The 13,801-nt window shown below is 58.7% G+C and carries 11 protein-coding genes; 8 read left to right on the forward strand and 3 right to left on the reverse strand.

Annotation, left to right across the window (positions count from 1 at the left end; genetic code table 11):
* Positions 1-81 precede the first annotated feature (81 nt).
* The gene (locus NQ491_RS00730) at positions 82-693 is read right to left on the reverse strand and encodes a nucleoside phosphorylase-I family protein (RefSeq protein WP_019245281.1); all 612 of its coding nucleotides are present in this window, start codon (positions 691-693) and stop codon (positions 82-84) included.
* Complete coding sequence (locus NQ491_RS00735) at positions 653-1,054, reverse strand: YbaN family protein (RefSeq protein ID WP_019245280.1); 402 nt, start codon at positions 1,052-1,054, stop codon at positions 653-655. The genes NQ491_RS00730 and NQ491_RS00735 overlap by 41 nt, the downstream gene beginning before the upstream one ends.
* A 131-nt stretch (positions 1,055-1,185) precedes the next feature.
* Here NQ491_RS00735 and prfA point away from each other — a divergent pair, with 131 nt between their 5' ends.
* From prfA to NQ491_RS00770, 7 genes are all read left to right on the forward strand, one after another.
* A complete protein-coding gene (gene prfA, locus NQ491_RS00740; RefSeq protein ID WP_026089554.1) occupies positions 1,186-2,271 on the forward strand; it encodes a peptide chain release factor 1 in 1,086 nt (361 codons plus the stop codon).
* A gap of 408 nt (positions 2,272-2,679) precedes the next feature.
* Entirely contained in the window at positions 2,680-3,507 is an 828-nt protein-coding gene (gene pyrF, locus NQ491_RS00745; RefSeq protein ID WP_019245278.1) for an orotidine-5'-phosphate decarboxylase, read from the forward strand.
* Positions 3,508-3,906: 399 nt separating this feature from the next.
* A complete protein-coding gene (aspA, locus tag NQ491_RS00750; protein WP_019245276.1) occupies positions 3,907-5,340 on the forward strand; it encodes an aspartate ammonia-lyase in 1,434 nt (477 codons plus the stop codon).
* 221 nt (positions 5,341-5,561) lie between these two features.
* Positions 5,562-7,742, forward strand: a complete 2,181-nt coding sequence (locus NQ491_RS00755) for a RelA/SpoT family protein (RefSeq protein ID WP_019245275.1) — start codon at positions 5,562-5,564, stop codon at positions 7,740-7,742.
* Positions 7,743-7,762: 20 nt separating this feature from the next.
* Complete coding sequence (gene xseA / locus NQ491_RS00760) at positions 7,763-9,139, forward strand: exodeoxyribonuclease VII large subunit (protein WP_019245274.1); 1,377 nt, start codon at positions 7,763-7,765, stop codon at positions 9,137-9,139.
* Positions 9,136-9,330, forward strand: coding sequence for an exodeoxyribonuclease VII small subunit (gene xseB / locus NQ491_RS00765; RefSeq protein ID WP_019245273.1), 195 nt, complete (start codon positions 9,136-9,138; stop codon positions 9,328-9,330). The genes xseA and xseB overlap by 4 nt, the downstream gene beginning before the upstream one ends.
* Before the next feature lie 11 nt (positions 9,331-9,341).
* Positions 9,342-10,145, forward strand: coding sequence for a class I SAM-dependent methyltransferase (locus NQ491_RS00770; RefSeq protein WP_019245272.1), 804 nt, complete (start codon positions 9,342-9,344; stop codon positions 10,143-10,145).
* Positions 10,146-10,754: 609 nt separating this feature from the next.
* On the opposite strand, the gene NQ491_RS00775 is transcribed toward NQ491_RS00770, so the two are convergent.
* Positions 10,755-11,831: a PHP domain-containing protein gene (locus tag NQ491_RS00775; protein ID WP_019245271.1), complete on the reverse strand. Its 1,077-nt coding sequence runs from the start codon at positions 11,829-11,831 to the stop codon at positions 10,755-10,757.
* Positions 11,832-12,368: 537 nt separating this feature from the next.
* Between NQ491_RS00775 and NQ491_RS00780 the strand changes: the two genes are divergently transcribed.
* Positions 12,369-13,778, forward strand: a complete 1,410-nt coding sequence (locus NQ491_RS00780) for an amylo-alpha-1,6-glucosidase (RefSeq protein WP_019245270.1) — start codon at positions 12,369-12,371, stop codon at positions 13,776-13,778.
* Positions 13,779-13,801 lie beyond the last annotated feature (23 nt).

The raw sequence follows: 13,801 nt of genomic DNA on the forward strand, positions 1-13,801 counted from the left end.
TCTGCGCTTGGTAAGCGGACGGTGCCGCGCAGTATGCGGCTTTCGCCGCTCGGCCGGAGGCGATACCGTCCGGCCGTAGACTTATGTGTCGTCGGAAGGCCGCGCGGTGCGGTACGTATTTTCCGCCGTTTGCAGCAGGCGGCCTATCGCTCGGGCCAGCGCGTCGGTCGCCAGCGGAATATTCCATTGGCCGAAAGGCTCGCCGACCGTATTCGAGATCGTGCGGAGCTCCCAGAAAGGTATTTGCTCGCGCAGGCAGACGTCGAAAAAAGCGGCCCCTTCCATATTCTCGATCTGTGCGGCGCTCCGATCGACATGAGGCGAGGCCGCTCCGCTCACGCTGTTCGAGGCGACGACCGGCAACGGAGCATCCGCCGGAATATGCGGACAGTCGTACCGTTCGGAAAACTTCGGAACGAACCCCTTTCCTTCGAAGGAACCCATGTCCGCCGCCCGCTCGCTTCCGACGAGCACGGCATCGCCTACCGCCAGCGCGCTGGCGGGATATCTCCCTGCGATGCCGCATAAGATCATCATGTCCGGCCGCCGCTGTATGATGGCCTCCTGCGTCGCCGCCGCGCATCGGTAAGGGCCTATGCCCGTGACCACGGGGCCGTAGCCCTTTCCCTGCTGACGGAGAAAGGGCTCGATTTCAGGCAGAGTCGGGACGAGAAGGAGAATTTCGGGCTTCATGGCCGCCGGTTTTTATTCGGAGTATGTGGATCGTGACGAACAAAGATACGACAAAAAGCAGAATTCTGATCCACCAGCGGTCGATCAGTACGATGGCGGTGAACATCATCGAGCTCCACATCGTGATCAGGGCCGAGGCCTTGACCCCGCTCGGTATGCCGCGTCCCTGCTGGTAATCGAGCAGGTAACGCCCGAAAATCCGGTTGCGGTACAGCCAGCGATTGCGCATCGGATTGCTCCGGGCGAAACAGTATGCCGCCAACAGCAGAAACGGAGTCGTCGGTATCAGAGGAACGAAAACCCCGACGAGTCCCCAAGCGACGAACGTGTATGCGGCGATTTCCAGCAGTTTCTTTTTCATGTTGTTCTCGCGTGGCGCGCAAGATACGAAAAATCAAAAAAACGATTACCTTTGTGGTCGCGTAATCGACGGTTCCTGCGCCTCGGTCGGACGATGCGGCGCGGACGCGATACGATTAAGCCCCGTTTCCTATGCCAGAAAATTCGATGCTTGCCCGTCTCGACGGGCTGAAGATAAAGTACGAGGAGATCGGTCAGCAGATGACCGATCCCGAAGTGATTGCCGACATGAAGAAATTCGTCGCCCTCAACAAGGAGTATAAGGAGCTTCAGCCGGTAGTCGAAGCGAGCGAGAAATACCGCACGGCATTGAACCATCTCTCCGAGGCGAAGGAGATCCTCGCTACGGAGAAAGACGACGAGTTGCGCGAAATGGCCCGTGCCGAAGTGCTCGAACTCGAGCCCGAGCTCGCCTCGCTCGAGGAACGGATCAAATTGTTGCTGATTCCCGCCGATCCTCAGGACGGCAAGAACGCGATCGTCGAGATCCGCGGCGGCACGGGAGGCGACGAGGCCGCCCTGTTCGCCGGCGACTTGCTGCGCATGTACATCAAATACGTAGAAAAGCGCGGTTGGAAGTACGAGATCAACAGCGCAAACGAAGGCGCGGCCGGAGGCTTCAAGGAAGTCGTGATGAAGGTTACGGGCGAGGGCGTCTATGGCGTGCTGAAGTACGAATCGGGCGTGCACCGCGTGCAGCGCGTGCCGCAGACCGAGACGCAGGGCCGCGTGCACACGTCGGCCGCTTCGGTAGCCGTGCTGCCCGAGGCCGAGGAGTTCGATCTGGAGATCAATATGAACGATATCCGAAAGGATATTTTCTGCGCTTCGGGTCCCGGCGGCCAGTCGGTCAATACGACCTATTCGGCCATCCGGTTGACCCATATCCCGACGGGAATCGTCGTGCAGTGTCAGGACCAGAAGTCGCAGCTCAAGAACTTCGACAAGGCTTTCGAAGAGTTGCGCACGCGCATATACAATCTCGAGTACCAGAAATACTTGGACGAAATCGCCTCGAAGCGCAAGACGATGGTTTCGACGGGCGACCGCAGCGCCAAGATTCGCACGTACAACTATCCGCAAGGCCGCGTGACGGATCATCGGATCAACCTGACGCTCTATAATCTGAGCGCCGTGATGGACGGCGATCTGCAGGAGATTCTCGATAAGTTGCAGGTAGCCGAGAATGCCGAGCGTCTGAAGGCGAGCGAAGTTTAGTTCGTGTTTCCCCATGCGTTGCGGTCACGGCGGAGATCGGAGCTGGAGTCGGGAGGCCGGTCGGCTTTCCGGAGAAGCGGCCGTTCTGTCGGTTGCGGCGGTCGGAAACGGTACGAACGATCGCGCTGTTGTCGTACGGCGCGCAGTTCCCCTGATTTTGCAGAGCGCGAATATTTGCCGGGCGATAATCCGTTCTTGCCTGTGATCGGCTCGCCGGCCCGGAATCGCTGCCCGATAGGGGTGTCCGCATCGTTTTGCGCATCGCGGGGCGCAGATTGAATCGTTTCGAGGAGCGAAAGTCCGGATTGCCGGCATGGGGTGTGGGGGCCCGCTCCGAAACAGCAGGGCCGTTCAGGAGAAGGGAACGAGGAACGAATGTGTAAAGTGCATCATGTTAATACGATATATATGACATCCGAACAGCTTTTTTCGCAAATCCGCTCCAAACGCAGCTTTCTCTGTGTGGGGCTCGATACCGATGTGAACAAGATTCCTCGCCACCTGCTTTCGCAGGACGATCCCGTTTTCGCTTTCAACCGGGCGATCGTCGACGCGACGGCTCCCTATGCCGTCTGCTATAAGCCGAACATGGCCTTTTACGAGGAGAGCGGCGCGAAGGGCTGGGAGAGCTTCCGCCGGACGGTCGAATATATCCGCGAGCGCTATCCCGATATGCTGATTATCGCCGACGCGAAGCGGGGCGACATAGGGAATACGTCGAAGATGTACGCCCGGGCGTTTTTCTCCGAAAATCTGGCCGACGCCGTGACCGTCTCTCCCTATATGGGTTACGATACGGTCGGGCCTTTCCTGCAATACGAGGGGAAATGGGCGGTCGTTCTGGCGCTTACGTCCAATCCGAGCGCGGCCGATTTCGAGCTGCAGCGTATGGAGGACGGCGGCTATCTGTACGAGAAAGTGATCGATACGGCATGCGGCTGGGGAACGACCGACAACCTGATGTTCGTCGTCGGAGCCACGCAGGCCAAAATGCTGAGGGGAATCCGTCGCCTGATTCCGGATCATTTCCTGCTGGTGCCCGGCGTGGGGGCGCAGGGCGGCAGTCTCGAAGAGGTCGCCCGTTACGGGATGAACGGCCGCTGCGGATTGCTTGTCAATTCCTCTCGCGGCATTATCTATGCCGATTCGACCGAGCGTTTCGCCGAGGCGGCTGCCGAGAAATCGGCCGAACTGGCCGCCGAGATGGCCGGCTTGCTCGACTCGTATCTGAAATAGGAGTTGCCGAATACGATCGTTTACGAAAGTCAACCGGAATTGCAGAATATCGGTTTTCTCTTCCCGGCAGAAAGTTCGTGCCATTGCATGCACGGACAGAGCCGACGGGAAGATCGCGCGACCGAAACAGCATCATGGCGTGTCGGATGTCCGGCACGCCATTGCCGTACGTATTCTTTAAAGCGCCTACGGAACGGGATGCCGGCAGCGCTGCCGCTGGTCGTACCGAAAGTGCGGAAATATCGGGAACGATCCGGATAAAGAGGGGTTTGAGTCTTTGTGACCCTGAATATCCGAAGAGCGGAAAACAGGCTTTTTTCTTGTATGTTTTTGCGGGAAACCGTTACCATGTTTTCGATTAAATGGTTAGATTTGTAACGGATCAAAACCGATTCCGTTATGGATATTACAATTAGTCCGCTTTCCGGCCGGTTTCGTCGCGAGCACGATTTGCTCGGCGAGAAAGACATACCGGTCGAGTATTATTTCGGAATACAGACTATGCGCGCGATCGAGAATTTCGACATCGGTCGCGTGCGTCTTCATTTTTACCCCGAGCTGATTCGCGCGCTGGCGATGGTCAAGGAAGCCGCGGCGCGGGCGAACGGCGATCTGGGACTGCTGGACGGTCCGACGGCACGGGCCATTGTCGATGCCTGCCGCGAGATCGAGCAGGGCAGGCTGCACGAGCATTTCGTGGTCGACATGGTGCAGGGTGGCGCCGGTACGTCGACGAACATGAATGCCAACGAGGTGATTGCGAACCGCGCGCTGGAGTTGCTCGGGCACGAGCGGGGCGAGTACGGCTACTGCCATCCGAACAATCATGTGAACCGCTCGCAGTCTACGAATGACGCCTATCCGACGGCTGTGCGTATCGCTTTGATATTCAGTCTTCAAAAGTTGGTCGAAACGCTTCGCTGGCTTGTCGATGCGTTCCGGGCCAAGGGGGCGGAGTTCGCGCATGTGATCAAAATGGGACGCACCCAGCTACAGGATGCCGTGCCGATGACGCTCGGGCAGGAGTTCGAGGCCTATGCCGCGAATTTGTCGGAGGAGATCGACCGCATCGAGCAGAACTATCGCCTGTTTCTGGAGGTGAACATGGGCGCGACGGCTATCGGGACCGGGATCAATGCCGATCCCGACTACTCGCCGCTGTGCATCCGTTATCTGCGCGAGATTACCGGCCTGCCCGTCGTCGCGGCGACGAACCTGATCGAGGCCACGAACGATACGGGCGCGTTCATCATGAATTCGTCGGCCTTGAAGCGGCTGGCGACGAAAATGTCGAAGATATGCAACGACTTGCGGCTGCTGTCTTCCGGCCCCCGGGCCGGTCTGGGCGAGATCAACCTGCCGCCGATGCAGCCCGGCTCGTCGATCATGCCCGGCAAGGTCAATCCGGTGATCCCCGAAGTCGTCAATCAGGTGGCTTTCAGGGTAATCGGAAACGATCTGACGATTACGATCGCCTCCGAGGCCGGCCAGTTGGAACTGAACGTCATGGAACCGATCATCGTATACAGCCTGTTCGAGAACATCGAGATGCTGATCCGCAGCATGAACACGCTGCGCGACCGGTGCGTCACGGGCATCACGGCTAACGAGGAGACCTGTCGCCGGATGGTGCGTAACAGTATCGGAGTGGTGACGGCTCTCAATCCCTATCTGGGCTACGAAACCTCGACCGAGCTGGCCAAGACGGCGCTCCGCACCGGCAAAGGCATATACGATCTGGTGCTCGAGCAGGGGCTGATGAGCCGAGAGGAGCTCGACAGCGTGCTCTCGCCCGAGAACATGCTCAGACCGCGCAAGCTCGCGCGACGGTAGGCCGTGCGACGGAAACCGCGCGGAAAGCCGTCCTGCAGGCGGCTTTCCGCGTCTTTTCAGAGGACGGGTTCCGACTTTAAGAACGCAAAAAACGACTTTTCGCGGCAATATGCCGGCCGACCGTTTCGTTTGAAAGACGGAACGGGACCGCCCCCAACCGGGCACGGCGGAAAGTCCGGAAGATTTTTACTAACTTTAGCGCGGAAAGATCCGTTGGAAACATGGAAGAAATTGAGAGGGAGATCGATCTCGAGCCGCAGTATTACCGGCCGTTTCTGGAAACGGCCCGTTCCATTTTTGACGACGAGGTGTACGCCTTGGTCCACGAAGCGTTGCGTCTGGCGGTCGACCGCCTGAAGGGCATGGCCCGCCACGACGGCACGCCGCTGGTCGCGCATTCGATCAATACGGCGATGATCGTGATCCGGGAGGTCGGGCTGGGACGCAACTCGACGATCTCGACGCTGCTGCACGATGTCGTGCGGCTGCAGCTGATGGACGTCTACAAGATCGGCAATCGCTTCGGCGAGCAGTGCGTCGGCATTCTGCAGGGGTTGTGCAACATATCGGACGTCGACCCGAAGGTGGCCAACGATCAGATCGACAATTTCCGCGAGTTGATCGTCTCGTACTCGACCGATCCCCGGGTCATTCTGATCAAGCTGGCCGACCGGCTCGAGGTGATGCGTATCCTCGACATATTTCCCGAGCAGAAGCGGAAGAAAAAGTCGTGGGAGAGCCTGAACCTTTATGCGCAGATCGCTCATAAGCTGGGATTGTACAATATCAAGTCGGAACTGGAGGACATCGCGCTGAAGTACCTCGAGCCGGCCGATTACGCCTATATCGAGAAACGGATCGCCGAGACGGCAGCCGAGCGCGAGCAATTCATCCGAGGCTTCGTCCGGCCGATCGAGGAGAAGATGCGGGCGCAGGGCATCCGGTATCACCTGAAGAGCCGCACCAAGTCGATCTACTCGATCTGGCGCAAGATGAAGCGGATGCGCATCGGCTTCGACGAGGTGTACGACCTGTTCGCGATCCGGATCATCATCGATTGTCCCCGGGAACAGGAGAAGGCGCAGTGCTGGAGTATCTACTCGATCGTGACCGATTTCTATACGCCCAATCCGGACCGTATGCGCGATTGGATATCGATTCCGAAGTCGAACGGATACGAATCGCTGCATACGACGGTCGTCACCGATACGGGCCGTTGGGTCGAAATACAGATCCGCAGCGAGCGGATGGACGAGATAGCCGAGCGCGGTGTGGCCGCCCATTGGCGTTACAAGGGTGTCAAGGGGGGCGGTCTGGGGACCGAGCAGTGGTTCTCGAAGCTGCGCGAGATCATGGAGACGACGCAGACGCAGTCGCTCGCCGAAAAGTTCGATGCGAAGCTCTCTTCGGGCGAGGTGTTCGTTTTCACTCCCAACGGCGACTTGCGCAAGCTCAGCGAGGGTGCGACGGTGCTCGATTTCGCTTTCGATATCCATTCCGGTCTGGGAATGACTTGCGTCGGGGGTAAGGTCAATCACCGCAATGTCTCGCTGCGCGAGGTGCTGCACAACGGCGATATCGTCGAGATTCTGACGTCCAAGCAGCAGAAGCCCAAAGCCGACTGGCTGAATATCGTCACGACGGCCAAGGCCCGGAGTCGGATCAAGGCCTATATGCGCGAGCAGCAGGCTCAGGCGGCCAGTCTCGGCCGCGAGGAGCTCGAACGCAAGATCAAGAACTGGAAGCTCTCGGTCACGATGGACGACGCCGTCATGGTGCTTTGCAAATACTACAAGCTGAAGACGGGAACCGAGCTGTACGGCCAGATCGCGCAACAGAAGATCGTGCTGGCCGACATCAAGGAAGTGCTGACGCGCTATCTGTCCGACAGTCTCGACGAAAGACCGGTCCGCGAGGTGCCGGTTACGAAGGTGAGCGTCGAGAGCGACGACGCGCTGATTATCGACGAGTCGCTGAGCAATATCGAGTACAAACTGGCCAAATGCTGCAATCCGATCTTCGGCGACGAGATTTTCGGCTTTACGACGGTCAGCGGCGGCATTACGATTCACCGGCAGGATTGCCCGAACGCCCAGAGGCTCAAGGAGCGCTATCCGTATCGCGTGCTTCCGGCCCGCTGGCAGGCCGAGGGAGCCAAGGGCGCGTTCCGTGCCGCGATCCGCATTCAGGCCGACGACCTGACGGGACTCGTGAACAAGATCGCCGAGGTCATCAACCGCGACCTGAAGATCAATATCCGCTCGATGAGCCTGAATTCTTCGGGCGGCACGCTCTCGGGCCTGATCAACATCGAAGTGACCAGCACGCAGGTCGTCGATGCGGTGATCTATTCGCTGATGCGGATCAAGGGGGTCCAGAAGGTTTTCCGGGTCAATAACTGAGAAACGAACGATAGCCAGCCATGCCGCAGCATATAACCCTCAGCGAGCTTCAGTCGCTTATCAAGCGAAGCATCGACGACGCCCATCCGCTGCCGTATTGGGTGACGGCCGAGATCAGCGAGCTGAAAGTCAACTATTCGGGGCACTGCTATCTGGAACTGGTCGAGAAGGGGGGGGCCAATCATGTCCCGAAGGCGAAGATCAGCGCGGTGATCTGGCGCAGCACGTACGGGATGATCGCTTCCTATTTCGGCGCTGCCACCGGGGGACAGACGCTTTGCGCGGGACTGAAGGTGCTCGTCAAGGCGCTCGTCTCCTACCATGAGCTTTACGGACTGTCGCTTCAGATCACGGACATCGATCCTTCCTATACGCTCGGCGATATGGAGCGCCAGCGCCGGCAGACGATCGAGCAGTTGCAGCGGGACGGAGTGTTCGACATGAACCGCGAGTTGCCGATGCCTGCCGTCGTGCAGCGTTTGGCCGTCGTTTCGTCGCGCAACGCGGCCGGGTACCAGGACTTCATGAAGGAACTGTCGTCCGGCCCTTATCGTTTCGAAGTGACGCTGTTCGACGCCTTCATGCAGGGAGCCGAGTCCGAGGAGTCGATCGTCCGGGCTTTGGAGACCGTGGCCGACGCGCTGGACGACTTCGATGCGGTCGTGCTGATTCGCGGAGGCGGATCGCAAAGCGATCTGGGCAGTTTCGACAGCTATCGGCTGTGCTGCCATCTGGCACAGTTCCCGCTGCCGGTGATCGCCGGGATCGGCCATGACAAGGACCGGAGCGTGGCCGATCTGGTGGCCGCCGTGTCGCTCAAGACTCCGACGGCCGTCGCCGTCTATCTGAAAAACAAGATGGCCGAGTTCGAGGCCCTGCTCGACTCGCTTCGCGGCCGGCTGGCCGAGTGGGCGGAAGAGATGCTCGGCGGCTGTACGACCTTTCTGCGCGAGCGGGCGATGCGCCTGGAGCAGCAGACCATGCGACTGGTACATGAGTGTTCGCTGGGTCTGCAGCGGACAGGCGCGGAGCTAGGACACCGTGCGACCGAAGCGGTCCGCCGGAGCGGCGATCGGCTCGGAACGCTGCGTTCCGGAGTCGCTCAGGCTGCCCGTTTCGCTTTGGCGAATCACGGGCTCCGGGCGGACAATCTCGCGTCGATGCTGCGCCATCGCAGCTTCGATTTCCTATCCGTGCGTCGCCGCGAACTTGCGCTGACGGGCGATCTGGTCGCTTCGCGCGATCCCCGGCGGATACTGGAGATGGGCTTTTCGGTGGTTCGCCAGAAAGGCGGGGCGCTGGCCGATCCGCTCGCGCTGCATCCGGGCGACCGGGTCGAGATCGAGACGCATTCCCGCACGTTCGAAGCGCAAATCGATAAAATCAAACCAATATGACACCTCCGAAATTAACTTACACGCAGGCCGTCGAGGAAGTGGAGCGAATCCTCGAAAAGTTCAACGATGGGCAGATGAGCGTAGACGAGTTGGGGGCGCAGGTCAAGCGCGCCGCCGAGCTGATCAAACTATGCCACGAGAAGCTGCGCAAGGCCGAGCAGGAAGTATCCGAAGCCTTGAAGGAAGAATAACGCCGGCGACCATGAAAAGACTGATCCGATTCGTACTGAGGCATGTCCCTCGACGGTATATCCAGCGGGTGGTGCATCTGTGCACGCCGGTGCTGGGTCTTGCCTATGCGGGGCGCGGCGTGGAATGTCCGGTCTGCGGCGCGCGCTATAGACGCTTTATGCCGTACGGCTATGTGAATCCGCGCGGGAATGCGCTGTGTCCCCGTTGTCTGGCGCTCGAGCGTCACCGGCTGATGTGGCTCTATCTGAAGAACGAGACCGCTTTCTTCGAGACGCCGGCCCGTCTGCTGCATGTCGCGCCCGAGCGCTGCTTCCTGAAGCGTTTCGAGAAGCTGCCGGCGCTCGATTACGTGACGGCCGATCTGGAGTCCCCGCTGGCGAAGGTCAAGATGGACATTCAGCGGATTCCTTTTCCCGACGGCGAGTTCGACGTGATATTCTGCAACCATATTCTCGAGCATGTCGATGACGACCGCCGCGCGATGCGCGAAATGTACCGCGTGATGCGACCGGGCGGATGGGGCATCATGCTCTCGCCGGTCAACACGGAGCGCGAGACGACTTACGAGGACCCGTCGATCACCGACCCCGCGGAGCGGGAGCGGCATTTCGGGCAGAAAGACCATTTGCGCGATTACGGCCGCGACTACGGCCGGCGTCTCTCCGAGGCCGGCTTCGACGTCGAGGAGATCGACTACGTGCGCAGTCTGTCGCCCGAGGCGGTCAAGTTGTACGGGTTGCGCAGCGAGATCGTCTATGTCGTCCGCAAGCGTTCCGAACGCGCGGAGTACGCAACAGACCGTCCGCGATCCTAAGCACAGGGAAATGAAGGATCAGAGGTACGGACGTAAGAAAGATTCTGCAGCTTGTTGCGCCGGCGAATACCGGGTTTTCCGAGTAAGGAGTCTTTTACGACTTGCGGTGCGGTCTGTTGAAATGGTTCGGTATGAATCCTAAGATATGAAATCGTTCGGAGCTATCGGATCGGCGGTCCCGACCGGATTACGGAATGGTAGCTCGAGGGAAATGAGGATGCCCGCCTTGCGGCAGGCGTTACGGGAGGAATCGCTTTCTGCCCGAAAGAGAAACGATCCCGTTTACGACGGTTCCTGCCTGCAAGTTTGGGCGGAGCGAGCGACCGGCGAGAGCATGGGAACGATTCGTCGAAGTGCATGAAATGTGCGACGAAGTTATCGGATCGGTGAAGTTCGAGATGGTTCGGCTGAAGAATGACGACGGAAGCGATAACTTGCGATTTTTTGATATGTGTCCGAGGCGGGTTTCCTGTGCCCATGCGACCGGTGTTCGAGCGGAATTATACAGAGGCGTCCCGGTCGGTGGCATGAAGAACGGTCGAACGCTGAGAAGACAGCGTTCGACCGTTCTTTCCGAAATTGTCCGGATCGCTTGTTCCGGGACGTGAGTTATTGGAACGGATAAGCTATTTCGAGCGCTTGCCCGTTCCCCGTGTAGCAGTTTTTCATTTTGATCGTGCACCGGGCCGGGAGTCTCGTCCGGATCGTTTTCCCTGCGGGCAGGCTGATCGATCTTCCCTCGACCGTGCCCCGGAACGGGATGTCCGAGCGGTTGGTCAGTTCGACCAGTTCTCCCTGCTCGTCGCTGCTGATGACACGCCTGTCGATGGAAGCCTTCACCAAGCCGGTCAGCAGCGCCTCGGGGCCGGCCAGCAGGTCGTTGAACAGGGCGATCGTCCGTCCGGCGAACATCGCTTCGCGGATACCGGCCTCCGAGCGTTCCTTGGCCAGAACGAGCGTCACCGGGCGTCCCAGCGGTTTGGGATGGTAACTGTCGCCCGTCGTGCTGTGGATATCGCTGTTTGCGAGGAAAGCCAGTTTCAGGTCGCGGCACCAGTCGATCGCTTTCGGATAGTATTCGGCCGAGTTGAATACCTCGACGCCGTGGATCTTACCCTCCTTGATCAGCTGCTCGTGCACGTCGTACATCGTGCATTGGTCGTCGGGCCAGCCCGGATGGTTCCACATGATGAAGGCGCCCTGACGGTAAGCCTCGTTCACGGCGTCCAGCGGTTCGGGCGTCTCGATCGGATTGGCATCGGTAATGAACAGCGCGTTGATATGCCCCAGCGGTTTCGCGCGCGTGATCTCGATGCCTTTGATCACGATGAATCCGATCTGGTCGGCCCGCTGCTTGGCGATGTCGAACGACGAGTTCAGATCGCCTCCCGATACGAACGGTTTCCACGGGCGGACTTCGATATGGTCCGTGATGGCGATGGCGTCGAGGCCGTCTTTCCATGCCTCGTCGACGCGCATGGTCGGCCATACGCGGCCGTCCGAGAAGATCGTGTGCGTGTGAAAGTCGCATTTGAGCACATGGAAACCGTCGACGTCCGGAATCCGGATGTCGTTGCGCAGGTCGCTTATTTCCATCTCGGGCAGTTCGAAGACTTCGTCGTTGCGGATTTGACCGCTCAGAGACAGCGAGCCCAAAAGCAAGACCGGAATCAGAATTTTTTTCATCTCTTGTTTATTTAGGTTTGGTGTACAGTATAAAATTAGAAAAATTATCGGAAGAAGCGAGCCTTGAAACCGCCTTTTGCCGATAAATTAACGATATTTTCAAGCGGGGCCGTGTATCGAAGCGCTCTCTTGGGCGTTCACGATATGGAAACGTTTCCCTGCCTATCGGTGAAATCCTGTCGGGTTTCGGTTGCGCATGTCCGTGCCGATCGTATAATCGAGGTATCGGTGTAGGACAGGCTTCCGACTTGCGAAAATTTTCATGGCGTCATTCGCTCGTAGTCTACAGTCATGGCCGTTGCGATCCGGCGGATTTCTAATTCCCTTGTCCATGAAGCCTTCCTTTCGTTGATTATTTGACATGCCTGAGGCCATATTTCCTCTAAACTCCGGTGTTCTTTGCATCGGGGGAGGGACTGAAAATGGGTTTCAAATGCGAGACGAAACTTCGGAAGAAATGTTCCGGCCATGAAACCCATGGCGTTTTACCAAATAAATGCGTAAATTTGATCGGTGCCGTGATAGATGGACTTGCTTATGAAAACATCGATGCTCAGATTCTTCTGCCTGCCGGTTCTCGGCTCCCTTCTGCTGACCCATATGCAGGGACAGACGCCGGCAAAAACGTTCCGAAAGGTCGTCAGCCAATATGAAATCGGGGCCGGGGACGACTTCCTGCGCCGGATCGAAGAGGTGAACCGGGATATAGCGGCTCGCGGCGTCGTGCTGTACGAGCCCGACGGGCGGAAGCTGCTGACCGGGTATGCCTACCATGAAATGTACGACTGGGACCTGTATTTCGAGAATCTCTATATGAGCTATTTCGGAATATCGGATTACTGTTTTACCAATCTGAAAAGCTTTTTGAACCGGCAGTGCGTCAACGGCTTCATATCCCGTACGCTGATAGAGAAACGGGAAAGGCAGCATTTCAAGCCCTTTCTGGCCCAAATCGCCGAGCTGGGCTCCCGGCAGACGTGCGACTATGCCTGGCTGGAGGAGCGCGGCGACCGGGGCCGGATGCAGATAGGTCCGGCGTTCAAATCGGTCTCGTATTACGAACAATTGATGCTGAGCATCGATTACTGGATGCGCTACTGCGATTTCGACCGCAACGGGCTGCCCGTCTGGAACAGTTCCGACCACAGCGGGATGGACAACCAGATCAGCCGGGCCGGCCGGCTGGACGAATTTCGATACGAAGGGGTCGATCTGGCCTGCTATATTTACCGGGAGCTCCGGGCGATGGAGCTGATGGCCGAGAAGCTCGGCAAGGCGGAGGACGCGAAAAGGTTCCGCGTGCGTGCCGCCCTGCTGGCCGACAAGATCAATACGGTCTTCTGGGACGAGGAGGACGGCTTTTACTATGACCGGGACGAGCATACCGGCGAGCCGGTCCGGGTGAAGTCCGCCGCGGGATTCATCCCCCTGTGGGCCGGAATCGTTCCGCCTCGCCGGGCCGAGCGGCTGGTGAGAGAGCATCTGACCGACCCCGATGAGTTTTGGACGGAATTTCCGGTAGCCTGCTATGCCAAGACCGAGCCCGATTATGTTCAGGGAGATATCCGCGACTGGGGGTGCAACTGGCGGGGTACGACGTGGATTCCGATCAATTACATGATTATGCACGGGCTGCTCGACTACGGATATGCGGACGTCGCCCGCGAACTGGCCCGCAAGACGGTCGATCTGGTTTATAAGCGCAATGAGGTAACCCGCGAGTTCTACGACGGAGAGAGCGGGGAGGGACTCGGCTTGAAACGGTTCTGGGGCTGGTCCGTGCTGGCTTACGTGATGCCTTTCGAGTGCGAGACGGGCTACGATCCGAGCAAACTGGACGGTTCCGCCGTCCGCCCGTTGGGCCGAGAGCTCTTCGGGCTGGATTTTCCGGCTTCGGACGATCCCCGGCCGATCAGCACGCATCTGTCGCAGGACGGGCTTCAATAAAATGTTTGTGAAATAATCGATCG

Origin of the sequence: Alistipes ihumii AP11 (genome assembly GCF_025144665.1) — a bacterium.
Lineage (GTDB): Bacteria > Bacteroidota > Bacteroidia > Bacteroidales > Rikenellaceae > Alistipes_A > Alistipes_A ihumii.

Bases quoted from the DNA above. Each gene is read 5' to 3' on its own strand.
- NQ491_RS00730 (WP_019245281.1), bottom strand. From the start codon at position 693: ATGAAGCCCGAAATTCTCCTTCTCGTCCCGACTCTGCCTGAAATCGAG.
- NQ491_RS00735 (WP_019245280.1), bottom strand. From the start codon at position 1,054: ATGAAAAAGAAACTGCTGGAAATCGCCGCATACACGTTCGTCGCTTGG.
- prfA (WP_026089554.1), top strand. From the start codon at position 1,186: ATGCCAGAAAATTCGATGCTTGCCCGTCTCGACGGGCTGAAGATAAAG.
- pyrF (WP_019245278.1), top strand. From the start codon at position 2,680: ATGACATCCGAACAGCTTTTTTCGCAAATCCGCTCCAAACGCAGCTTT.
- aspA (WP_019245276.1), top strand. From the start codon at position 3,907: ATGGATATTACAATTAGTCCGCTTTCCGGCCGGTTTCGTCGCGAGCAC.
- NQ491_RS00755 (WP_019245275.1), top strand. From the start codon at position 5,562: ATGGAAGAAATTGAGAGGGAGATCGATCTCGAGCCGCAGTATTACCGG.
- xseA (WP_019245274.1), top strand. From the start codon at position 7,763: ATGCCGCAGCATATAACCCTCAGCGAGCTTCAGTCGCTTATCAAGCGA.
- xseB (WP_019245273.1), top strand. From the start codon at position 9,136: ATGACACCTCCGAAATTAACTTACACGCAGGCCGTCGAGGAAGTGGAG.
- NQ491_RS00770 (WP_019245272.1), top strand. From the start codon at position 9,342: ATGAAAAGACTGATCCGATTCGTACTGAGGCATGTCCCTCGACGGTAT.
- NQ491_RS00775 (WP_019245271.1), bottom strand. From the start codon at position 11,831: ATGAAAAAAATTCTGATTCCGGTCTTGCTTTTGGGCTCGCTGTCTCTG.
- NQ491_RS00780 (WP_019245270.1), top strand. From the start codon at position 12,369: ATGAAAACATCGATGCTCAGATTCTTCTGCCTGCCGGTTCTCGGCTCC.